This is a genomic window from Vibrio sp. J2-3(2022) (assembly GCF_021725735.1).
GTDB lineage: Bacteria > Pseudomonadota > Gammaproteobacteria > Enterobacterales > Vibrionaceae > Vibrio > Vibrio diabolicus.
The window spans coordinates 163093-187260 of record NZ_JAKKCK010000004.1 but is presented as its reverse complement, the minus strand read 5'-3'; the positions used below and the strand labels follow the sequence as shown (position 1 = coordinate 187260).

The following is a 24168-nucleotide window of genomic DNA, read 5'->3' as shown; positions in this document are numbered from 1 at the left end:
CATGTTGTTACCGATGAGACAAATTTTCCAAGAAATGGCCGCAGAAAAGCTGAGATTGGGTTTGACCATTCTGGCAGTCGCGTGGGCGACCCTCTGTATCGCTGCTATGTTGGCGGTAGGTGAGGGCATTCGTCAGGGCGTATTGAAAACCGCACAAAATGGTAACGGCAACTTGATCTATTTGACCGGAGGGATGGCCACCGTCGACCACGGTGCTTTTCACCAAGGCAAGTTTCTGACATTAAAAATGGACGATTCAGAGGTCGTTCGAGCGTTACCCGATGTAAAAAGCGTTGCGCCAACTGCGAAGTGGAAAGAGCGCATCACCGTTGGTGACAGAAGCTCGTGGCAAGAGCCCTTAGCGGTCACGAGCGAGTTTCAATCCATGACCAATTTGGTGCCGATGGCGGGGGGACGATGGTTAAATCCACTCGATCAAAAAGAGACGCGCAAAGTCGTTGTACTGGGTTATGAACTGGCAGCCGACTTATTCAACCCGAATGAGGACTTTAGTTGGTTTGCGACAGTCACATTGCAAGTCAACCCTGTGGGGCAAAAGGTAAAAATCGGCAATGAGGAGTTCACCGTTGTGGGCGTATTGGAGAAAAACAGCGCCCAAATAGAACAGGGGGATCTTATCAACTATTCCAGCTTTGTGCCGTTAGCGACGTGGAAGCGATTTCATGTCAACGGTGAAATTGGTGGCATCAATGTGCAGCCACAAGCGGATGTAGACCGAGAAGCCTTAGCAAAGACGATCAGGCAAGTGATTGCCCGTAAACACGGGGCAAGTGTCAGCGATGAGCAGATCGTCCAAGTCGATGATATGTTCCTTAAACAAAAGAGTATGCAGCAGTTTCTGCTAGGTTTGCAGAGTTTTCTTGGCATTATCGGCTTTGTCACGTTAGCTGTTGCTGGCGTCGGCATTGCCAATGTGATGTATGCCACCGTAAAGCGATCTACGCGTGATATCGGCGTGCGCATGGCAGTCGGTGCAACCCCAACGGCCATTCGTATGCACTATTTAGTACAGTCTTTATTGACAATGATGATGGGGGGCGCGCTTGGATTAGCCGTGACGTACGCGCTGGTGTCTGCCATCAGTTCCATTCCTTTAGAGGGCAATGCCTTTTATGAACAACTGGGTAAACCTGTCCCTGAGTTGTCGTGGGTCGTTGTCGCGATTGTCATCCTCACCTTAGTGATCATAGGTGTGGCATCTGCATGGTTACCTGCAAACCGAGCCGCAAAAGTCAGCCCGTTGGAGGCGCTACAAAGTGAATAACAATAATAACTCTGGAGAGAACATGTCGAACAAGCCGCTTGTTGAGCTGACCAACATCTGTAAATACTACTCAAGCGGGGAGGCGGAAGTTCGCGCGCTAGACGGCGTTGACTTAACCATTAATCAAGGCGAGTTTCTTTCGATTCTTGGCCCGTCCGGTTCGGGTAAGTCAACGTTGATGAACATGCTCGGCTGTTTAGATAAGCCCACCGATGGCGAGTACCAACTTGGCGGTCAAAACGTCGCAAGTTTAAGTGCGAATGACCTGGCTGGCATCCGTAACCAGAGGATCGGATTTGTCTTCCAAAGCTTTAACTTATTGGAATACGCGACGGCGCTCGATAACGTGGCACTGCCGTTGGTTTATTCTGGCATCAAAGCCAAAGAACGTCGACAGCGCGCTGCTAAATTGCTAGAGCAAGTCGGGCTAGGGGATCGTTTAGACCATAAACCAAACCAGCTTTCTGGTGGTCAAAAGCAGAGAGTTGCGATTGCAAGAGCCTTGGTCAACGATCCGCAAATCATCTTAGCGGATGAGCCAACCGGCGCGCTCGATTCAAAATCCGGCGCAGAGATTGAAGCCTTGTTCAACCAACTCCACTCCGAAGGTAGAACGCTGATAATCGTTACCCATGATAATGCTTTAGCAGAACGCACCAAACGCATCATCACGATCAAAGATGGCAAGGTGATTTCGGATAGAGCTCCGGAGGGAAGATAAATGAATTTTTCTTGATTGAGACTGGAGTTACTTTAAGGAAGATAGCCATGGAATAGGAGAAGCTACCTTCCTTTATTTTTATTCGCGATGTTCACTTTGTCTCTCTTTTATCAAGTCATGCTTTTGTTCTTTAAGTAGAGTGATTGCGAGCTTAGTGTCCTCAATCAATTTACTGTTATCGTTGAGATCTTTGCTCTTCAAAGGCAAAACCAGATAATGAATGCTGCCATCCTCATTCTGTACTCCGGTAGCAATGATGACATCACCTTCAGACGCCGTACCAAAATACTCTGAAACCACTTTGGTTTCGCTGACACCGTAGCTATCCAAATAGGATGATTCCGTGTTGTCAAACAAGATAGGAACCCCTTGCTTAGCTAATGTTCGCAATTGTTCTTGCTTTTGCTCGTCGAATGGATAGTCGGTTGTACTGATATAACTTACCTGTTCAGCTTCAATAAAATCGTACAGTTCATTGCTCAATTCATTTAATGGGGCAGATATCCAAGGTGTAGCTGGAATGACGTCGGAAGTAGCGTCATTGTCATTCTGTGGTGTTGGAACGGTAACCACCTCTTGAGCTGCATCGCTCTCAGGAGGGGTTACACTTCTTGTCTCAGTTTTCTCTGTCTTGATTTGCTCGTCAAAGCTTGCAACAGAATCGCTCTGGGAATTCTTGTTATTTGAATTAATTAGAAATATGGCGAGTACTGCACCAAGTGCTAGCGCCGATCCAGTCAAGAGTTTTTTATTACTTGTCATGTCTTACCGTTTATTTCATTAGTAAATACGGCGGCCACTTATTCACTCCGTGGCCGCAGGCTAATAAGTTAGTGGTAGAGCGCGTCATTCCAAGAGATAGTTACGGCTCGGCTAGTCTCTGTCCATTGACTGCTATCACGATTTTTCTTCCAGGTATTTTCTGGGGTGGTATACCAGCTACACCAGTCACGACCAAAGTAGTAATTGGTTTTTCGCCAACCTGCAACCAGCTTGACTTCTGACGTATCTAGGCCATCTTGAATATCATTTTTTCGATATACAACACCGACTTGCGGTTTAAAGTCAGAGCGCATCACGACAGGTAATTCGCTATAGTCAATTAGGTTGCCCATGTCACAGCTGGTCCAACGGTACAATAACCAGTCTTTAGGTGGAGTATTGTGGCGGATAGTCTGGTTTTCGATAAGCCAATTAATGCTCTCATTGGTCTGATCAAAATCAGCCACCGTCTGAAATTCTGGTTGATCGTAAGTTACGCGGTTGCTCCAGGAGATACCACCGCTAATATTTGGAGAATCAGAAGCACTGAAGCCAAGATTAAAGTCCAGAGACTCACTGACAGATGCTGTTGCAATAGTGTTTTCTGGAGCATGGCTCATATGACGTAAAGGGGCACCATTTAAATAACTCAGTGCCAGTTTAAAGGCTGTTGGGATTGTGTAACGGTAGTCTCCACCGGTGGCAAAACCATAGATCTGCTCTTTATTCGGTACATTAGTCATGTCGAAACCAGAACCTCCGTTTAGAAGCAACTTGGCTTCCTTAGCTCCATTCGGCAGCAAAGATTGATTCCAGACATTTTCTAAGGAGTAAATTAAGCGGATTTTCTTCGAGCGTGCATCGCTATCATCGAGCTGTAGCAAGGTCGAAGTGTAAGCTTTTAATGTATCTTCAGCATGTGCTGGAGCTAGAGAACCAAGTAATGCGAGCGCGATAATACTCGCGGAAAGATGCTGTTTTTCCATTGTTGTTTCCTATTAGTCAGCCCATAAAGGTTATTATTAGGTTTTAACAATAACTCTATGGGTGTTTTATAATTATGGACTGGTTATTAATTGGTGCTCAATAATTGAGCGGTGAAATATTGCATCTTGTTTTTTAATAAAAAAAGGAAAAGTATAGATTCGTGGGATTAATGTCTCATAGTTTTTAAATTCATTACTCAACTATAATAAATAAGAATGTGGTTATTAAGTCTTACCTTTTTAAGTTATTACTTAATTTTTATTTTCTAATGTTATGTTTAAATTTCCTTATTGACAGAAGTGAAGCTTATAAGTGTTAACCATGTTATTGTTGAGGTTTTTGTTATGCCAAACTAAGTAAAGTGTCGTTATGTGCTCATTACGGTTTCCTGAGTTTAATTTAAATTAAAACAGTAGTTTATGTTTTTTATTATTGGTTGTTTCGAGCTTTATGTAATAGTTGGGTGACAAAGATCGTCAATGAAGTTGTCATATTCGTGTATGAGGTTATATGTGCTTTTACAACAAAAAATGAAACTTTACGTTTGAGATGGTAAATATAGGAAAAGAAATAAATAAGATAATTAAATAACCATTTTTCCGAGGATATAAAGTATAAGGTACTTTTAATTAAACGAATGCTTGAATAAATTATAGAGTGTGAAAAGTGCTATTTAAGCTACGCTGTCCTATATTCCAGGTAGCGTCTTGTTTATACAATGCGTTTTCTAGGCTTAAAACTGGTTTATGTACTGTTAATCCTTTATCAGTTTCTTAATTACACATATTGGCAATATGCTCGCCAAGTTACGTGTATTGGTGTCAATGAAAAACAGTATCTACGATAGTTCCCTCTGGGTTGGAACTCCCACTATGAATTTCTTTCATGTTCAATGTGAAACAATACCAATATTACTCAACTCGTGAAGCAAGTATAAAAAAAGGACTGCTCTGGTGTTAGGCACTGCGACCGTCATTTTTAGATTTTTAGTACGAACTGTTCGTCGTAAGTGCTGTGCAACCTAACGATTGGGAAAACCAAAAAACAAAAATGTCCCCATGCACAGAGTTAGGAAAAGTCTGCTTTATCTAAGGAAATAGGATACCAACTCACGATGAATAACGATTTCACATTTGCTATCAAAAGCATTCGCTTTGATGAGAATTACCAACCATCAGACAACACGCGAATCACTACCAACTTTGCCAATCTGGCTCGCGGAAACTACCGCCGAGAGAATCTGCGCAATGCACTTCGAATGATCGACAATCGTTTTAATGCGTTGGCATATTGGGATAACGCGCAAGGTGACCGCTACTCAGTAGAGCTTGAAATCATCTCTGTTGATATGGGTATCCAAGGCAGTGGAGAAGCCTTCCCAACGATTGAAGTGCTCAAAACTAACATTGTTGACCATAACACTAACGAGCGCTTCGAAGGCATTGTGGGTAACAACTTCTCTTCATACGTGCGTGATTACGACTTTAGCGTTTTGCTGTTGGACCACAACAAAAACCAGCCACAGTTCAGCATCCCAGCGAACTTTGGTGATTTGCATGGCAAACTGTTCAAAGCTTTCGTTAATTCTGAGTCTTACAAACAGCATTTCAAAAAGCTGCCTGTGATTTGTCTGAGCGTATCGGACAACAAAGTATACCGACGCACCGAAAACCAACATCCTGTTTTGGGCTTTGAATATCAGCCGAACGAATCTTCGTTGACGGAGCAGTACTTCAAAAAGATGGGATTGCAGGTGCGCTATTTTATGCCGCCAAACAGTGTTGCACCATTGGCATTCTACTTCTTCGGTGACTTGTTGAACGACTATTCAAACCTAGAGCTTATCAGTACGATTAGCACGATGGAGACATTCCAGAAGATTTACCGACCAGAGATTTACAATGCCAACGCGGTTGCCGGTAATTGCTACCAGCCAAACCTAAAAAACCTAGACCACTCGCTAACTCAAATCGTTTACGACCGAGAAGAGCGCAGCCAACTGGCGATTGAACAAGGGAAATTTGCCGAGGAGCATTTCATCAAACCTTATCAATCTGTGCTTGAACAATGGTCTGCAAACTACGCGTAATCGACAACGAGAATCTAGAAAGGAATGACGATGAAAACACTATTACCGACTTCAACGGCTGGCAGCTTACCGAAACCTTCTTGGCTGGCCGAACCAGAAAAACTTTGGTCACCGTGGAAACTGCAAGGTGAAGAACTGATTGATGGCAAACGCGATGCGCTACGTGTCGCTTTGCAAGAACAAGAACTGGCAGGCGTTGATATCGTCAGTGATGGCGAGCAAACTCGCCAACATTTTGTGACGACCTTTATTGAGCATTTGAGCGGCGTAGATTTTGAAAACCGTAAAACGGTGACCATTCGCAACCGTTATGAAGCAAGTGTTCCGACTGTGGTTGGCCCAGTAAGCCGCACAAAGCCCGTGTTTGTTGAAGATGCAAAGTTCTTGCGTCAGCAAACTAAGCAACCAATCAAGTGGGCGCTGCCAGGCCCTATGACGATGATCGACACGCTTTATGATGATCATTACGGTAGCCGTGAAAAGCTGGCTTGGGAATTTGCGAAGATCCTCAATCAAGAAGCGAAAGAGCTTGAAGCGGCAGGTGTCGACATCATTCAGTTTGATGAGCCTGCGTTCAATGTGTTCTTCGATGATGTGAACGAGTGGGGCATTGCATGTTTAGAGCGTGCGATTGAAGGGCTGAAATGTGAAACGGCGGTGCATATCTGCTATGGCTACGGCATCAAAGCGAACACGGATTGGAAGCAAACGCTAGGCACTGAATGGCGACAATACGAAGAAGTATTCCCTAAATTGCAGCAATCGAATATCGATATTATCTCGCTCGAATGTCATAACTCACGAGTGCCTATTGAGTTGCTTGAGTTGATTCGAGGTAAGAAGGTGATGGTTGGTGCGATTGACGTTGCTACCAACGAAATTGAAACGCCAGAAGAAGTGGCGAACACACTGCGAGAGGCATTGAAATACGTTGATGCCGACAAGCTTTACCCATGTACCAACTGTGGTATGGCGCCTTTGTCTCGTGAAGTATCAACCGCTAAGCTCAATGCGCTAAGTGCGGGAGCGGAGATCATTCGTAAAGAGTTGGTGGGTTGATATTAAGACTTGGGCTCGACACCATAAACTAAAGTTAGGGTCATTCCAGCGAGTTTAAACGAGACTAGGAATCTGATTACAGCTCGCTAGGAAATGGCGATAACTTTCGCACTTCAAAGCACGTGGTTAGTAGATCCTGAATCACGCTCGTCCCTCGCTGTTCAGGATGACGGATGTTGGGAGATACGTTACTCATGTACACAACTATTTGGTTTGTATCCAAAGTTGGGTCATTCCAGCGAGTTTAAACGAGACTAGGAATCTGATTGCAGCTCGCTGGGAAATGGCGAGGCTTTCGCACTTCAAAGCACTCAGTGGGTAGATCCTGAATCACGCTCGTTCCTCGATGTTTAGGATGACCGTTTAAAATAAAAATGCCGCTCGCAGTAAAGTGAGTGGCATAGTTTGTTTTCCGTTTCCAGCTTCGGCCAGGCTTAATTCAACTCCACGTTCTTCACCTCAGGATGCTTTAGCAACATCACACGAATCCAGTGATGTACCACCCACATCACCATCGCGGTGAGCAGAACCGCGACGAAAATCGAGCTGAAACGGTACAAGATCGAAAAGAACGCGTCTTTTTGTTCTGGCACCAATGAGGTCGTCAGCGGAACCGATAGGGCAGACATGGCAGAAAACGCGATAGCCGCTTTAATTTGCCCCTTGGTGAGCCACAAGCAGAATGGTCCCATGGCAATGGTAAAGGCGAGCCAAAAGAGTAGCCCATGCCCATACCAACTGCCTAATATAAGCTGAACAGCCATCCCCGCTATGCAGCCTAGTGCGGTGCCGATGATGCGAATTTTTGCCATGGCGAGCGAGCCCGCTAAAGTCATTGGGGTTAGGATGATCAAAATGGAAGCTTGTGCGGATAGCGAGTCATATAAGTCCGCTACTTGGAATACGATAAATGCCGCCATCGCCACTACCCAACCCATGGCAACTTGGCTGATGTAGTCAATATCGCTTTTCACTGGGGTCGACATCTCAATGTGCTCGGCGGAGGATTTTGGCTCAGGGAACAACCAATACGCGAATGCGCAAACAAAAATATTGCTGAACGCCATCACCCACATGTTGACGTTGAACTCTTCAATATCCATGAAGTTATAGCTGGCAAAGTTCAACACAATTGATCCCACCAACAACCCCATGTAACCAAACAAATAGGTTTTCTGGTTCATCATTGCAATGCACTTAAACAGCATCATGATTCCAACGGCTACGGTCATTAATGTTGGATGAAACTGCAAGTATTCCAGTAAAAATGTGGCTTGTATGGTTGTCCACACCGCAGAGAAAAACACGATCAATAAAGCCGCTAGGTTAAAGTGGTCCATTCTGCCCAAAATAAACAGCGGCATCATGATGGCAAAAAATCCGTAAGACCAACCGAAGATCATGCTTAGCGCGAGCCCTAAAGAGCAGCCGAACCAAATTCGTAAGGTTTTCATTGTCGCCGCCTAGTAAATGAAGTGGAACCAGCTTGCTAGGTGAATCTGTGCTTGCGCCATCAACTGCCAGAAAATGCTGTTGTCTGGGTACAAAACAATGGTAGCGCGAGAGCCGACAAACAGTGCTGGTGGTAACTCTTCGCTGCTGGTTAGGTTCACTCGTGTACGCTGCGCATCACGTACCCAGCGGTTGTTTACTTCCACTTTGGTTAGTGCGCCATTAGGCGTTTGTTGTGCGGCTGCTACACCGTAATCGCGGCTAGCTAAATCAAAGTCGTACACCGAACCTGGGTTGGCATCAAATGTGACCAGGGCGTGGAAAGTCTTGTCTACGTTCGCGACGGATTTTTCACGAAAATCAGCGGCTACCCAGAGTGATCCTGTTGGTACAAATGTCAGCAATGGCATGTTGGTGTTTGCCATCGTGCCAACTTCTAGTTGCAGGTTGGTCACGACACCATCACTGGGAGCGAGTACCGCGGTATTTGCCAAATCAAGTTGCGCCTTTTCGATGCCGTTTTTGGCAATTCGAGCGGCAGTGCTTTGACCTTTTTGATCGCCTAATTGCGCCTCAATGACTTTTAAGTTTTGTCTTTCAGCTTTAAGCGCTGCACGTGATACCTGATTTTGGGCAAAGGCATTATCGAGTGTCGATTGAGAGATGACTTTCTGTTTCGATAGCGTCAGTAAGCGGTCGTATTCGCGGTGCGCATTATCAAATGTCGCTTGTGCGCGGGCAATATTCGCTAGTGCTGCTTCACGTTGAGAATACAGCGTTGCTTCTTTTTCATAAGCGGATTGCAGAGACAGCTCCGCCTGTTCAAGCGCTATCTTGTATTTACGATCATCAATCGTAAACAACACATCGCCTTTTTGAACGGACTGGTTATTCTCGATGAGAACGTCGGTCACTTTGCCATATACCTCGGGCGCGACTTGGACAACGTATCCTTGCACTCGTCCTTCGGTCGTTAAGGGGGCGTGGCGGTCAGCAATGATAATGTACAAAAATAGTACGATGAACAGGACAATCAAAGTTCGCATCCAGTGTTTGAATTTTTGGTCAGCCGTCATTACAAGTTCCGTTAAACATATTGGATAGCGGATTATAGAGAAGTCACTCACAATTCAGTAGAATGATAATACGAACATAAATGACCTAAAAATAGGACAATGAACGTTAGTTTTGATGATATTTACCTATTCACTCAGACGGTGGTTCACGGCGGTATAAGTGCAGCGGCAGAGGCGAATCAACTACAACGCTCAAAAGTGAGTCGTCGGCTGCAAGAATTAGAGAAATCGCTCGGGGTACAGCTTTTGATTCGCACAACACGCAGCATTGAGTTGACGGAGCACGGGAAACGCTTGTTTGAGTTGGTGGGGCAGCCTATTGACCATATTCAGCAAGGTTTAAATGCCATGCACGAATATCAACAAGAGTTGACGGGCAAGGTGCGTTTAGCCATTCCTTCTGCATTGATGAGTTCTGCCGCGTTTAACGCGATCATCACCGAGTACACAATGCGGTATCCGGATATTTCGGTCGAGATTGAAAACCATCAAGAGAGTGTCGATCTCAAGCGTCAGTCATTTGATTTGCAGCTTCTTCCTAGCGTGGTCAAAGTCACCGATGACAGCTATGTGCAGTTCAGTCTTTTGCCTTATCGTAGTCACTTTGTTGCGTCAAAAGCCTATCTAGAATCGCATCCGCCAGTAAAAACGGTGGAAGATCTTAAGCAGCATCGCCTTTTAACTAATCGTTACAATGCCGATTTGCTCGATTCAGATCTGCATGTGGCGTTGCGCTCGGACGACCTCAACTTGCTGCGCTCGATGGCGATAGCAGGAAACGGCATCGCGTTTATTCCTCAAATTCATTCTAAGCCTGCATTGCGAGATGGTTTGTTGGTCGAGGTGCTGCCTCAATTCGCGCATCCGAAGCAGCATCTTTCTCTGATTTATCCCTCGGCCTTATTTCTGCCCAATAAAGTCAAAGCCTTGATTGAACTAATTCGAGAGAAATTTAAATAGTCAGTTCAAACCACCCTTAACTAAGGGCAAATGTGTGAGCGAAGGTCATCTTTCTAGGTTTTATTGCTCTAACATGAAAGGGTTCTGATACATTAACTGTTGCTCAACTTATTGAGTATGGTTTGTGGTCGCACAAGATAGGAGATGGAAATGTTGTCGAAAGGAAACACGGGCCTGATTGTGGTGGATGTTCAGGGCAAACTCGCTACATTAATGCATGAAAGCGACGCACTGATTGAAAATATCACGAAACTGGTAAAGGGTGCCAAAGCACTAGATTTGCCTATTCTGTGGCTAGAACAGAATCCAGAAAGGTTGGGCCCAACCGCGGAGCCGATTCGTGAAGTGCTTGAAAGCACGCATTTACCTATTACCAAGTACACGTTTGATGGTTGCAAAGAGGCGACGTTTAAGGTCGCGGTGGAGAACGCGAAAGTTGATACCTGGTTGGTTTGCGGTATTGAGTCCCACATTTGCGTCTATCAAACCGCGGTTTCTCTGCGCCAGTCCGGTTATCGCGTTGAATTAGTCACGGATTGTGTATCTTCCCGAACTGCTGCCAATAAAGCGCTCGCTCTTGCGAAGCTAACCGCTAACGGTGTGGTGCTCACTGGGCTAGAAATGTGTTTGTATGAAATGGTCGAAGATTGCCGAGCACCTGAATTCAAAGAAATTCTGGCGCTCATCAAATAGTGTAATCACTGTAATCAGCAACAACTTTATTTGAACACGCTATTCAAATTCTCGTTGATATCTTGGCAACATCGACTCGTTGCCAAGTAACCCGCCTTGGTGAATGTAAATCACCGTTTTATCTGTGTTCTCTTCCAACCAAGGGGTGAGGCATTGCCACATATACGGGTCGTATAACAGGTCAAATTCGAGGTCGGTTTGCTCAAAGAGTGCTTTCCATGTGATGTAATCTTCTTCGTACAAGCGACCAAAATGGTGTTTGTTGCGCACGGTTAAAATGGTTGGGTGGCTGTTTTCACCGAGCTGGTTGAACTGCTCAGTTAAGTAATCTGCATTGCCTACGCAAGGGCAAGTTAGCACTTCTATGCCGTGTGGGCTTAAATGTTTATGAAGATATAAAGCGGTCGTGCCAGTGCCTGATGGCAGGGCGACGGTAAACTGTTCTTTACCTCTCAATCGCGTCCAATCAAGAATTTCTCGTGCTAACTGTTTGATGCCAGCTTCAGCGAGGTGGGAACGTCCACCCTCTGGAATAAGCAATGTCGACTCATCTAATCTTCGTACCTGGTAGACGTATTCACTAGGGTGGAGTTCGCTACCGATGTCTTGCATGGCGGTGATTTTCATACCCAAATCGAGAGCGCCACGATAGTTTCCGATGGGGGAGCTTTTTAGCCAAGATGGAATGTGATGAACATAAAACTCAAATGCCCAACCTTTAATCTGGGCGAGAGCCGCTAGCGAGTACATGGCATTAGATTGAGCGGAGCCAAAGCTTATTAACGTGGTGATGTCGGGATTTTGCTCTTCCATTAACGTCATAAACTTACGTGCTTTGTTCCCAGAAAAGTGGGAGTGGAGCATGTCGTCACGTTTAAGGAAAAATTTGCGCCCATTAAAGCTATGTTGGGTGATAGGACTTTCTGAGAGTTTCATGTCGATGCTGACGGAATAAACCGTGTCACCTTTGCCATTTAAAAAGGTGGCACAGTGTACCCGTTATTGAATGAAGATCAAAAGTATCGAGATCTTGTGTTCTACATTTCTTCGTCTTGCGACTCGCCATCAGTTACCTCGGTTGAAAGATCGATAGTAGCCACGCAGCCGTCATTTGGATGTGTATCAATAGTGAATTGCCAGCCATAGCGTCGGCATAAGTCGTCCACAATCATGAGTCCCAAACCATGGCCTTCGGCATCTGGCACGGAAGAGAAGCCTTCGCCTTCATCTCTCACCGACAGTGTGGTATCGGTCATGGTGATATGAATCGTTCCCGCTGACGTGGCTGCAATGCCGTTGCGAATTAAGTTACTCAACGTAATGTTAAGAACTGCAGTGGTCGCTTTGGTTTGCGGATGCCCCAATATTTGTACATTAAATTCTAGCGATTTTTCATCGGCTTGCGCTTGGCTAAGAGCAACGATGTTGTGAAGCTCTTGCTCTGATATGGTTCGAATGGGGCTGTCGTCTGTGTTGCGTTCATATCGCACCAAACCCAACAAAGCATCAACCATGGTCGACATCTGCAAAGTGGCATCTTGAATACGGCCAATCTGACGTTCTTGAAACGATGTACTTGGACTTCTGGCTAGCAAGCTGCTTGAGCCTTTCATCACTGTGAGCGGTGTTCTCAGTTCATGGCTGGCATATCGTGCAAAAGCTTGTTCACGTTTAATCACTTGATTGATTTGATGTCGATATTCATTAAGCTGATTTGCGAGCGTTTGGAATTCATTTGCAGAGCCTTCAGGGACAACAAATTTTTGTGTAGTGTCACCTTGATGGCGGTCCAGTTGTGTTTTTAGGGCACTGACAGGTTCAATGAGACGCAGAGAAAGTCTCGATAATAGGCTGCCAAAAATCAAAAGTAACCCGATGACAACCGCCAGCACCATAACGAGAACAAACATGAACTCGTTAGATGTAATTTCTATCTCATCAATCAGAGAGATCAGAATAATGGGATGTTCCTCTCCATCTTGCGTGTAGGTGCTCATGTAAATCATGCGAGTGTCTGGTTCGTCAGCAACTTCAGCGAGAAAGTACTTTTTATCTTGGATGAAGGGTTGATAGAGCTCAGGGACGAGATTGATGTCGTTGTATGCCGTTGTCAGTAAATCTAGTTTGATGATTCCGCTATCAGGATGGTTTCGAAAGTGCTCAATCGCCTCTTTTTTATCGATCATAATACGTCGTTCACCGACGCGATCTTCCGACCATAATAGCGCTCCGCTAACCAATGCGAAGCATAGCAAGCCAATCACAACCGACACTAGAAGGAAGAAGAGTTCAAGGCGTCCGGTTAAGCTTTGTGTATTGTTAAATAAGCGGCGAATCATGCCCCGGGCTCCAATCGGAAGCCGACTTTTGGAATGGTTTTCAAAACGTGCTCTTTGAATGGTTTGTCGAGCTGCCCTCGCAGTTGATAAATATGGCTACGCAGCACATCGTTATTCGGCTCGTCTTCTTGCCACAATCGGAAAGCAATCTCCTCACGTGTGACCACTTCTGGCGCGTTTTTCACCAGCATTTCTAGAATCGTGTACGTGGTTGGATTCAACGCCAACAGCTTATCTTGACGGTAGGCTTGATGCGTTTTTTGATCGATAGACACTTCGCCATACTGGAGTTTGGTTGATGCAACCGTACCGCGGTAGCGTTTAATCAATGCAGTCATGCGTGCTTCAAGAATATCGAGATCAAACGGTTTGGTTAGGTAGTCGTCGGCGCCGTGTTGGAAGCCTTTGAGCATGTCGTCTCGGCTATCAAGTGCTGTCAGCATCAACACCGGAGTGTTATTACCTGCATCGCGTAGCTTGTTGCACAGTGTTAGGCCATCCATGCGCGGCAGCATGAGGTCGAGCAAAATGATGTCAAACGCATTATCCATCGCCAGTTTTAAGCCTAGCTCACCGTTGTCGGCATAATCCAGCTGCATGCCAGCACACTCAAAATAATCAAACAACATTCCCGCTATTTCACGATTATCTTCTACCAAAAGTACACGCTTCATTTATTCTTATCCAATCTCGATAAATTCGAATGTTGATCTTAACGAACATTATTCACTATAGGTGTGAAAAAGTTGTCGACGATGATTTTCTCACCTTTGTGTCGGTTTTCAATGTCTAGCTTGAATACCGTCTTATTATCCAAGTAAATCTACGATCTTTTGTTCATATCTATCAATTTCTCTTGATGTATAAATGGGGTAGATTATTTGATTCTGTTAACTCTATATAAAACATGAAGATACTAAATTATTTATGTGACCTTGAGCACATTGTTAGTAATTACTGATTTTTACTGACTCACTCATAGAAAAAGTTCTTACTTCTCTTAAGTCCCTTTTTTAATTATGGCTATTGCTTTTAAATACAAACGCTTAGATTCTCCTTTTTGAGATAATTCAATTAAATCAATGGCTTCATGTATAAGCGAAAATCTGCATTATTTTATTTTTATTAATAAAACTACATTTTCTGTTCTTGCTCTGTTCATAAATGAAAGCCTTCCATTAACTTTACTTGTTTAAAATCCATGATCCTTCCAATGCTTAATGCCAGATAAAAATCAATTTGTGAGGCGATCATGTTTAACAGTATACGCACTCGAATTGCTGTCAGTGCGGGTGGGGCAATGGCCTTCACTCTATTGATTGCAATGGGTATGACAACCAATGCGTTCACTCAAGTGAATGAACAAATCACTACAAAAGTAAAATCTCAACTGACCGAAGCCACCACGACCGACCTGAGTAATACGGCGATTCAGCAAGGGCTGAATATTTCCAACCAGTTAGAACCAGTGTTGGCGAACTTAAAGCAAGCGCGTTCAATTATCGAATTAAGCGCAGAGACGACCGCGACGCCAGACATTATTGTTAAACAGTTTATTGCGTCACTAGAAGCTCAGAACAAAGCTGTGTTTGCTGGTTACATGGTATGGGAAAAGCCATCGTGGGTTGAGCCAACGATTCAAGACAAAAGCCTTGGCTTTAATAGCGAAGGCTACTTAGCGCCATTCTTTTCGCCAAATTCGCACAACAGTTTTGATGTTGTGGCGATGGATAGCTTTAGTAATACTGAATTAAACAACAACGGTGAGCGTAAAGACGATTGGCACTTGATGCCTTACGAAACGGGCAAAACGTTCGTGATGGAACCATACATGTATCCGGTTCGCGGCAAACAAGAACTGATCACGACCATCAGCCAACCAATCAAGTTACGTGGCGAGATCATTGGCTCTCTCGGTTTTGATTTGTCATTGAACGAGTTACAAATCCAAAGTGAAGATTACGCGAGCGACTTATTTGATGGACAAGGCCGTATTCTGATTTCTTCGTGGAAAGGCATCACGCTGGCGAACAGCAGCCAAGCAGATCAAGTGGGCAAGAAAGTCTCTCATGAGTTGGCGTCTCAATGGGCGCGTATTCAATCCATTGCGAAACAAAAAGGCGCAGGCCTTGTGACGTTTGGCGGGGATGAGTATGCGATTACTGCAATTGACACCAGCGATGCGCCTTGGATCGTTATGGTGTCGGTTCCCAGTAGCTTCCTTAAAAAGAACGTGGATGACTACGAGCGATGGAGTGAAGAACAAAGTGCAGAAGCTCTTGAAAAGGGAGTGTGGGCAGGGATTATTGCGGCTCTGATTGGTATTGTTGCGATGACGATGATCGCGACCTCGTTGGGCAAAGTGTTAACTAACTTAGTGGAGCGTTTTAAAGACGCAGCACAAGGCGAGGGCGACCTAACTTACCGCATTGAGGTGAAAGGTAAGGACGAAACCGCCCAACTGGCGCACTGGTTTAATACCTTCCTCGCTCGCATTCAGGAAATGCTTTTAACTGTAATGGCGACGGCAGACCAAGTTGATAAAAACGCAAGTGAAGGCCAAGCTCGCGCGGCGGCTTCGAGAGATCAACTGAACGTTCAAGTGAACGAAGTCAACTCGCTAGCAACGGCGATTAATGAGATGAGCGCAACCGCACAAGAAGTGGCAAATTCTGCGGTACAAGCAGCAGCGGCGGCAAGCCAAGTTCAAAGCAATAGCGCGAATGGCATGTCGCGTATGGATAATGCTGCAAGCGCAGTGGATAACCTCGCTTCGCAAGTGAATGATGCACAGCACCAGACGCAGAATTTGGTGGCTTCAAGCACGGCGATTCAGGGGATTCTGAGTGAGATTGGTGGCATTGCCGATCAAACCAACTTGTTGGCTCTGAACGCTGCGATTGAAGCTGCGCGTGCTGGTGAAGCGGGTCGTGGTTTTGCTGTGGTAGCCGATGAAGTCCGCAACCTTGCAACGCGCACACAAGGCTCGACAGAAGAAATTCGTGCAATGTTGGCTCGTTTGGAGCAAGAAACGCAATCAATCGTTGTGTTGATGGAGCAAAGCCAGAAGCAAGCGGTGGATACCAAAGAAGAAACACAAGCAGCGCAATTGGCGTTGGCCGAAATCAACCAAGCTATTGAAGTGATTAATGATATGAACAATCAAATCGCTTCAGCGGCAGAAGAGCAAAGTTCTGTATCAGAAGAGATCAACCGTAATGTGGTTGTGATTAATGATACGGCGATGGAAGTGATGGATACTATGTCATCTTCGGTAGCGATCAGTAATGAACTGACAGTAAAAGCCAGCGATCTTCACAGTGAGTTGAGTAAGTTCAAGTTGTCTTAATCAAGCGAGTGAGAGAGTTTAACCCGACTTAAAACGTTTACTGATCACAAAACAAAAGGGCTCCAGAGTAATCTCTGGAGCCCTTTTTTAGTGCTTGTTGTGAACTATGAAACGGAAGTAGCCTGCTGTTCACCAGCCGCTTTTAAGCGTTCGATTTCTGATTCCGTTTGCCACTTGCCGTCGTAAAGATACTTACACTCTGGGAGTGGGGCTTTCGAAGCCCTTAAATCAAACACCTCATCGGTTTTATATTCTCGACTACAAACAGGAATACTAAACAGTCTTGATTCTGGCTTTGCTTCAAACAGCTTTTTGTGGTCCTCGACCTCGGTACAATTCAGTTTGTAGACCTTTGACAGTTGCGCGACCATGGATTCTAAATCTGCTTCAGTTTTAAAGAAAACGTAACAATCGAATCGATCTTGTGAGCGAAAGACAATCTCTTGAGCAGTATCTTGGTATTCGCACCTGTCATACTTAAAATAGAATTGGAGTACTTTTCTTTTCTTATTGTAATCAGCAAAAAGCCAATCTTCTCGCTCTCCAACTCTCACTTCTGTTGGTTCATCAGGCTGGCGTTTTAACATACCAAATGAAAGCAAAATGAAGGCACCTGCTCCCGCTAATGCCATTGGACCAACCAGTGCTACCATAACCACACACACCACTGCGCCTATCCAGCCAACAGCTTGCGTAGCGGTATTTACCCATTTAGGCATATTGCGACGTCTTTTCATCACAAAGCCTTTATCTGAAAAAATGTAGTCATATCGATAATCTAGGCCAATCGTAAGGTAAAAGACTCCGGCCATCATCACTGACAAAATAAAGGCAAAAATGGTTGCACCAACCGTATCGCTTGTATGTATAAAAAAAACCATTAGGAATGGTGCGATCACAAATGGAAGCGCAGTTAATTTGTAATGGTAGCGAAAAGGCTCCTCTACATCATACTTATGCCATGTTGTTAAATTGTCCCCTGTGAGAATCTCTTGCTCTTGTGCTTCTTGATAAACCGCCAATTCTTCTGGGGTGATATAAAATGGTGAATATGCCAAGGGTTACTCCTGAAAACCTAATGTGCCAACAACGGGGGTGAGTGCTTTTTTAATGATGTCTTGTTTAGTATTGTCTGAAATCACGCCATAAGTTGCACTCTGTTTTATGCTGTTTTGGAAGCAATACTCACGCTTAGCTGGGGCATCATCTTCCATATCGTACGTCACTTGAATAGCGAGGTATTGTTCGGCCTCTTTAATCGGCAATGTCACCTTATACACCAGTAATTCTTTGCTCGCTTGGTTCTGGGTTTGTAGCGTGACTAAATCTGCGTTTTGATGCCACGAGCCGGACGTTAAATCATCTTCTGTTGCCTTGGTGTTGGTACTCACTGTAATACCATTCGTTGCTGCCCGCCTTGGCAGTTGAATATGCACTTCCAAACCGATTAACTCACGATGTGTGTAACCTGGGTAAGCTTGTACTTTTTCAATAGGTTGATGGTATACCGTAGGCTGCTGAATAATCGACTGTAAGTCAAACAGAGCTTGCTGTACCAAGGCTGAATTATGTTTTTCTCTTTCAGGCAAGCTCGCAGATTGGCTCCACTGAGTACGAGCAGGATGGTATCCCCATGGGAGTTTATCTAGCCATTTTTGGAAATCATCTTGTTTCAGCTTGTTCAGTTTATAATTGATGGCTAGGTATGCAACCGTGAGAACAGCTAAGAATGCCATTACGGGTCCACCAAAGGTCAAGTTTAGTGCAAATTGTCCAGTCAACCCTCCGTATGCTTGGAACAAACCAATTGCACTAGTTAAACCAAGTGTTGCGGTATTTATTATATGCAAAGATCTTTCAAGACCATAAACTTCATCAGCACTCTGCCAAGAACGGTACGCCTCAATACCCGAAGCCAACGCTCCTAAAGCTCCTGTAATCGCGAGCCATTTATTGAAGACCTTTAAATCATCAAGGATCAAGTTTTCAAAACCATTGGCATTTCGATCGACTAAATTTTTAAGAGTTTTCAGTGAGTGCTTTCTTAGTTTCTCATTCCCTTTAACATTATCCCATAATTTACCCGTCCGAATACCCGTCCAAGCACCGGCCGTGTAAAATAGCTTTTGCTGAATATCCAAGAAATCATCTTGGCTCATGAGCCCAGATTCTTGAATGCTGCTCATTGCATCAGCAAGTGCGAGACAGTTGAAAATCAGAGCTATGAAGCCCAGACCGCCTACATCTTCAAACCGTTTCTTAAGGTTGTTTAATCTGTTATCCCATATGTCTTTACGCATTTGGATTGTTGCCTCAAGTACGTCATCTGGAAACTCGATGTATTGTGGGTATTCTAATGTTGCCACTGCTAGACTTTTTTGGAGGTGACGTTGTTGTTTTAAGGCTTGTTTATATTGTTGTTTTGATACTGTTTTATCGCCTTTATTAAAAGCAGCTATAATGGCCTTGTTTTGGTTTGAGGCAACCACTCTTTTATCATGGTTAGACTTCCAATCACCAAAACCTTGCGCATAGTTTTTATTGATTTTGACAGCAGTATTGGTAGCTAAACGTTCAGCGAACACTGCTCGCCAATAAAAGCTATTTCGAGTTAAAGGCTTTGAGAAAACGGGCATGATTAGAAGTGAAGCTTGAGAAGTAAAGCTAACTCCTAATTTTAGTGCACTCTTCATTATTGCGCTGTTTGCGGCTTTGAAGATTATATCTAGTTCCTTAAATCCTTTCGCGATGTCTTTTAAAAACTCAGTTTCTGCAGTATTTGGGTTAGAAATAAAGTCCATTACTTTTGCATACATACCGACACGGTTACTTGCTGCCGAAACGTAGTCCATAAACTGTTTGTCTGAGCTTTCAGTATCTGGAACATTTTTGGCGACGTTTTCTTCAACTAACTGATGTGAAACTTGCTCAGGAATTAACTTCTCCACTTGTTTAAAGAGACTACGACTAAATCCGGAAGTGTAGAGAGCAAGTAAACTGGTTGGTTTCTCCCATTGGCTTTCTGCCCACTGTCGGTCCTCTTCTTGTATCACCAAAGTAAATGACTCAACGGCTTGCTTGTGCAGTTGATACAAACTGTACTGCGTGTCTTCGCTGTATAGGTCGAAGGTTCTCTCGAGATGATGAGGTGTCAAAGATTCCATTACAGCAATAAAGTCGCTTTTTACCGAGACAACTTGAGCTAGCATGGTCTCTTTTTGTTCTGACAGCTCTTGCATTTCACTCAGCATTTGCTTCCAGTTGAGCTGCTTGCGCCAGCGTTCAGTCGCTATCCATTGTTCGTATTTACCAAATCGACTCGCAGAAATTCGATATTTGTCCTGTATTGCTTTGGCAATGTCACTTTGGGTATGTTGGTGTGATTCAATCGCTCCAGCGGAAAACTTAGCGGGATAGCCTGATTGAACTGAGCTTTTGTTCTGCTCTGCCAAATCAAGTTGGTTAGAGGAATCATAATACTCAGCCATGTCGGTATAAAACGACAGCTCTTCACTGTTACGCTTAACGCTAGCTGGCATGTCTATCTCGTCACTTGCCCCGAACATGCACAATTGCATGGCGGTCTGCATCAAGTTCCACTGGTTTGAAAACTGGTCAGTGAAAAGACGGTAAGGGCTTGCGGCACCAACAAAATGTAGTGACATATCTTGAATGTCTGCGGCGTAATCTTTTATCGCGACGAAGTAACCTGATTCTTCTTCTGGAATCGCAGAGGTTAAATCACTTTCGACTGCAACAGGTTTAAAGACAGAACCATCTTCATCTGCTTTGGTGGCGATGCCAGAATCCGCAAAGCGACCATCATCGACGGCAGAAGATTCAATATCAGCAACTTGGGTTAATTTATCTATTGGGGCAATGTTGTGCTGATTCTCGTTTGCAGACAGAACAATGGTTTGCATGCGATCGATATGATTACTCGGATTGTTAAGTACGCGCATGAACGTGTGCCATGTCCACCGGTGCTCAGAGAAACAAATCGATAGTACGCTTCCGTTGACGTAAGTAAGGAAGGGCTTTGCATCTTGTGGTGTCCCACGCTGTTCTGATTTTGGGCTTTCTGATTCTCCCAACTTATAGAGCGTGAATTGCGTTCCTTTGATTTCGTACTCGTCTAAGCTTTTGTTAATTGAATCATAGACATAAAGCCAACCGTCGCGTAGTTGACGCAGAGTGTAGCCAACGGTATTGAGTTTGGCTGGGCCTTGGCCTTTCCATTCTTCAGGCAAACCAAAAGATTGTGTTTCTTCCGTTTCTAGCTGATCGATGGCGTAGCGAACAGGGATGAAGTGTGCCGGTAAAGCCTCTGTTGGTTCTTTCTCGTTTTTTAAATTGAGAGGTTCTGGTTCTGACGGCGGTGGCGGATCGATTTTTTTTGTTTCTCCCTCCCAAAACATACTGCGCTCTGGGGGTGAGCCAGCAAGATCATCGGATTCCGTGGTTGGAACGATATTCAGCGATTTCAGCGTACCATCGCTTTCAAATGCCTGAACGGCCTCCTCATAGGTATAGCTGTTGTCGTGCCAGAACATCGAAGTTTTTGGAGGAAGTGGATTACTCATCGTTAGCCCATGTTTAAGAGTTTTACTCTATTACGCAAATATCGCACCAAAATAAAGTAATTTAAAATCAATGAGTTAGTTTTTTATTATTTTTCTTCAATCAAATAATTGTTTGTTTTTCCAATAAGTTGGTTGGTGTTTACCATTTTTTGTATTGATTGAATCAAAGTTTGAGTTGTGAGTGATACCTCAATGAACCGACAAAACAAAAGGGCTCCAGAGTTACCTCTGGAGCCCTTTCTAGTATTTAAGTGCTGAAGAATTAACGACGCTTTGGTTTACGTTGACCCGCTGGTTTGCCTTGTCCTTGTGGGCGACCTTGACCTTGACCTTGCGGCTTGCTACCTGCTGGGCGGTTTGCACCGTTACCGCTAGGACGTTGGCCGTTGCTTGCAGGGCGTTGACCACCTTTTGCTTTGTCAGAGCCGTTACGGTTGCCAGATGGTTTACCATCTTTTGAACCGCCTTCAGAGCGTTTGTTCAAGTGGCCACCGAAACCTGGTTGGTTCTTGGTGTGTTTCGTGGCAAAGCGGTTTGCACCGTGACGACCAGATTTACGACGTTGTGCAGGTGTTTGTGCTTCAATGTCTTCCGCAGGAACGAGACAGCCTTGTTTGTCACCAATCAAATGTTTTTTACCCATGCTGATTAGGGCTTCTCGGATCATTGGCCAGTTTGCTGGATCGTGGTAACGCAACAGCGCTTTATGTAGGCGACGTTGACGTTCACCTTTTGCTACAGGTACATCTTCACGTTTCTTATACTTCACTCGTTTCAGAGGGTTTGTCTCTGAGTAGTACATCGACGTTGCGTTACACATTGGCGAAGGGTAGAAGTTTTGTACTTGGTCACACTCGAAGTTGTTTTTCTTCAGCCACAGAGCAAGGTTCAGCATGTCTTCGTCTTCTGTGCCTGGGTGCGCAGAGATAAAGTAAGGGATTAAGTACTGCTTCTTACCCGCTTCTGCGCTGTACTTCTCGAACATCTCTTTAAAGCGATCGTACGTGCCCATACCCGGTTTCATCATCAGATCAAGAGGGCCTTTCTCTGTATGTTCCGGTGCAATTTTCAAGTAACCACCTACGTGGTGAGTCACGAGCTCTTTCACGTATTCTGGTGATTCAATCGCAAGGTCATAGCGTACGCCTGATGCGACCATCACTTTCTTCACGCCTTCTACTTTACGCGCTTCGCGGTATAGGTCGATGGTGTGTTTATGGTCTGTATTTAACTTGTTACAGATGCCCGGGAATACACAGGATGGACGACGACAGTTCGCTTCCGCTTTTGGATCTTTACAGCCCAGACGGTACATGTTTGCAGTCGGCCCACCAAGATCGGAAATTGTGCCAGTAAAGCCCGGAACTTTGTCGCGAATTTCTTCAATCTCGTTAATGATTGACTCTTTCGAGCGGTTTTGAATGATTCGGCCTTCGTGCTCGGTAATCGAACAGAAAGAACAGCCACCAAAACAACCACGCATGATGTTCACAGACGTTTTGATCATGTCATACGCTGGAATTTTCGCTTTGCCGTACATAGGATGAGGAACACGCGCGTAAGGCAAGCCAAACACAAAGTCCATCTCTTCGGTCGTCAATGGGATTGGGGCTTGGTTTACCCAAAGTTCACGATCACCATGGCTTTGAAGTAACGCTCGGCCAGAGTACGGGTTTGTTTCTAAATGCAATACACGACTTGCATGAGCATAAAGAATGCGATCGTTTCTTAGTTTTTCAAACGAAGGTAAGCGAACCGCAGTTGTCGCAGCATCGTGGCGTGATGGGCGAATCGTGATTGGTTGTGCAACTGGCTCATCTTTTTTAGTTTCACACTGAGTTTCTACTTCGTATGGGTTCTTTGGTACGAACGCTTCTTTACGAGGTTTTTCAATGCGAGAAGAATCGATAACCGTGTAGCCTTCTGGCGCGGCTGGCAAGTTCACGGCAGTACCACGAATATTGGTCATGGTGCTGATGTCTTCACCATTTGCGATGCGATGCGCCACTTCTACAAGTGCGCGTTCTGCGTTACCGAAAAGTAGGATGTCTGCTTTTGCATCAAACAGTACCGAACGGCGAACTTTGTCTGACCAGTAATCGTAGTGCGCAACACGGCGTAGGCTGGCTTCGATACCACCTAAAACAATAGGAACTTCTTTATAGGCTTCACGACAACGCTGAGAGTAAACCAAAGTCGCGCGGTCTGGGCGTTTGCCACCTTCGTTATTGGGGGTGTACGCGTCATCGTGACGAAGTTTTTTATCCGCGGTGTAACGGTTGATCATGGAGTCCATGTTACCCGCAGTGATCCCGAAGAACAGATTTGGCTTACCTAGCTGCATGAACGCATCTTTGTTTTGCCATTCTGGTTGAGCAATGATACCGACACGGAAACCCTGCGCTTCTAGCAGACGGCCAATGATAGCCATACCAAAGCTCGGGTGATCTACGTAAGCGTCACCGGTTACGATGATAATGTCACAGCTATCCCATCCTAGGGCGTCCATTTCTTTGCGACTGGTCGGCAAGAAAGGTGCCGTACCAAAACACTCTGCCCAGTATTTTTTGTACTCATGAATAGGAGTGATGTTATTGGTCATATTTTGCTCTCTGTTCCAGGGAGCGCGAATTATAGCGATTTGAGGATCAGGTATCTATACCAAACTCATCTATTCAAGCTTAGTTCATCGAGTTTTATTTGGTTTGCAAAAATATCAAGGCTATATCGGCGATTTTATGTCTAATATCACCTTGAAAGCCTCATGGTTATAGGTCGAGTCGTGAAAAATGTCGCAATGTTAATACAACCAA

General features: G+C 44.8%; 17 protein-coding genes. 7 read left to right on the top strand and 10 right to left on the bottom strand.

Features of this window, described 5'->3' with window-relative positions:
• Position 1: 1 nt before the first annotated feature.
• Together L3V27_RS15975 and L3V27_RS15970 are read left to right on the top strand one after the other, a co-directional pair.
• Positions 2 to 1285: an ABC transporter permease gene (locus L3V27_RS15975; protein WP_237312306.1), complete on the top strand. Its 1284-nt coding sequence runs from the start codon at positions 2 to 4 to the stop codon at positions 1283 to 1285.
• A 22-nt stretch (positions 1286 to 1307) separates the two neighbouring features.
• Positions 1308 to 2006, top strand: coding sequence for an ABC transporter ATP-binding protein (locus L3V27_RS15970; protein WP_047010015.1), 699 nt, complete (start codon positions 1308 to 1310; stop codon positions 2004 to 2006).
• 78 nt (positions 2007 to 2084) lie between these two features.
• On the opposite strand, the gene L3V27_RS15965 is transcribed toward L3V27_RS15970, so the two are convergent.
• Positions 2085 to 2768, bottom strand: coding sequence for a hypothetical protein (locus L3V27_RS15965; RefSeq protein WP_048625737.1), 684 nt, complete (start codon positions 2766 to 2768; stop codon positions 2085 to 2087).
• A gap of 68 nt (positions 2769 to 2836) precedes the next feature.
• Positions 2837 to 3754 carry a leukocidin family pore-forming toxin gene (locus tag L3V27_RS15960; protein WP_053809756.1) on the bottom strand — a complete coding sequence of 306 codons (918 nt, stop codon included), beginning with the start codon at positions 3752 to 3754 and terminating at the stop codon, positions 2837 to 2839.
• 1115 nt (positions 3755 to 4869) lie between these two features.
• Here L3V27_RS15960 and L3V27_RS15955 point away from each other — a divergent pair.
• Both L3V27_RS15955 and L3V27_RS15950 read left to right on the top strand, forming a co-directional pair.
• Positions 4870 to 5844 (top strand): DUF1852 domain-containing protein, encoded by a 975-nt coding sequence (locus L3V27_RS15955; RefSeq protein WP_047010012.1) that lies wholly within the window; start codon positions 4870 to 4872, stop codon positions 5842 to 5844.
• Positions 5845 to 5874: 30 nt separating this feature from the next.
• The gene (locus L3V27_RS15950) at positions 5875 to 6903 is read left to right on the top strand and encodes a methionine synthase (RefSeq protein ID WP_031780992.1); all 1029 of its coding nucleotides are present in this window, start codon (positions 5875 to 5877) and stop codon (positions 6901 to 6903) included.
• 434 nt (positions 6904 to 7337) lie between these two features.
• Here the strand turns inward: L3V27_RS15950 and L3V27_RS15945 are convergent, their stop codons facing one another.
• A complete protein-coding gene (locus L3V27_RS15945) occupies positions 7338 to 8357 on the bottom strand; it encodes a DUF2955 domain-containing protein (protein ID WP_237312305.1) in 1020 nt (339 codons plus the stop codon).
• Positions 8358 to 8366: 9 nt separating this feature from the next.
• Positions 8367 to 9431: an HlyD family secretion protein gene (locus tag L3V27_RS15940; protein WP_237312304.1), complete on the bottom strand. Its 1065-nt coding sequence runs from the start codon at positions 9429 to 9431 to the stop codon at positions 8367 to 8369.
• A 99-nt stretch (positions 9432 to 9530) separates the two neighbouring features.
• Between L3V27_RS15940 and L3V27_RS15935 the strand changes: the two genes are divergently transcribed.
• Both L3V27_RS15935 and L3V27_RS15930 read left to right on the top strand, forming a co-directional pair.
• Positions 9531 to 10391 (top strand): LysR family transcriptional regulator, encoded by an 861-nt coding sequence (locus tag L3V27_RS15935; RefSeq protein WP_237312303.1) that lies wholly within the window; start codon positions 9531 to 9533, stop codon positions 10389 to 10391.
• A 150-nt stretch (positions 10392 to 10541) separates the two neighbouring features.
• Positions 10542 to 11084: a hydrolase gene (locus L3V27_RS15930; protein WP_005457944.1), complete on the top strand. Its 543-nt coding sequence runs from the start codon at positions 10542 to 10544 to the stop codon at positions 11082 to 11084.
• 39 nt (positions 11085 to 11123) lie between these two features.
• Here the strand turns inward: L3V27_RS15930 and L3V27_RS15925 are convergent, their stop codons facing one another.
• The 3 genes from L3V27_RS15925 to L3V27_RS15915 all read right to left on the bottom strand — a co-directional run bounded on the left by L3V27_RS15925 (position 11124) and on the right by L3V27_RS15915 (position 14097).
• Positions 11124 to 12020, bottom strand: a complete 897-nt coding sequence (locus L3V27_RS15925; RefSeq protein ID WP_237312302.1) for a 1-aminocyclopropane-1-carboxylate deaminase/D-cysteine desulfhydrase — start codon at positions 12018 to 12020, stop codon at positions 11124 to 11126.
• A gap of 101 nt (positions 12021 to 12121) precedes the next feature.
• On the bottom strand, positions 12122 to 13423 hold the full coding sequence (locus L3V27_RS15920) for a HAMP domain-containing sensor histidine kinase (RefSeq protein ID WP_237312301.1): 1302 nt from the start codon (positions 13421 to 13423) through the stop codon (positions 12122 to 12124).
• The gene (locus L3V27_RS15915; protein ID WP_048625732.1) at positions 13420 to 14097 is read right to left on the bottom strand and encodes a response regulator transcription factor; all 678 of its coding nucleotides are present in this window, start codon (positions 14095 to 14097) and stop codon (positions 13420 to 13422) included. Before L3V27_RS15915 ends, L3V27_RS15920 begins: the two co-directional genes overlap by 4 nt.
• A gap of 578 nt (positions 14098 to 14675) precedes the next feature.
• Between L3V27_RS15915 and L3V27_RS15910 the strand changes: the two genes are divergently transcribed.
• Positions 14676 to 16772 (top strand): methyl-accepting chemotaxis protein, encoded by a 2097-nt coding sequence (locus tag L3V27_RS15910; protein WP_237312300.1) that lies wholly within the window; start codon positions 14676 to 14678, stop codon positions 16770 to 16772.
• A gap of 104 nt (positions 16773 to 16876) precedes the next feature.
• Here the strand turns inward: L3V27_RS15910 and L3V27_RS15905 are convergent, their stop codons facing one another.
• The 3 genes from L3V27_RS15905 to L3V27_RS15895 all read right to left on the bottom strand — a co-directional run bounded on the left by L3V27_RS15905 (position 16877) and on the right by L3V27_RS15895 (position 23957).
• Complete coding sequence (locus tag L3V27_RS15905; protein WP_237312299.1) at positions 16877 to 17830, bottom strand: hypothetical protein; 954 nt, start codon at positions 17828 to 17830, stop codon at positions 16877 to 16879.
• Between the two features lie 3 nt (positions 17831 to 17833).
• On the bottom strand, positions 17834 to 21355 hold the full coding sequence (locus tag L3V27_RS15900) for a T6SS effector BTH_I2691 family protein (protein WP_237312298.1): 3522 nt from the start codon (positions 21353 to 21355) through the stop codon (positions 17834 to 17836).
• A 262-nt stretch (positions 21356 to 21617) separates the two neighbouring features.
• Complete coding sequence (locus L3V27_RS15895) at positions 21618 to 23957, bottom strand: YgiQ family radical SAM protein (protein WP_237312297.1); 2340 nt, start codon at positions 23955 to 23957, stop codon at positions 21618 to 21620.
• Positions 23958 to 24168: the final 211 nt, after the last annotated feature.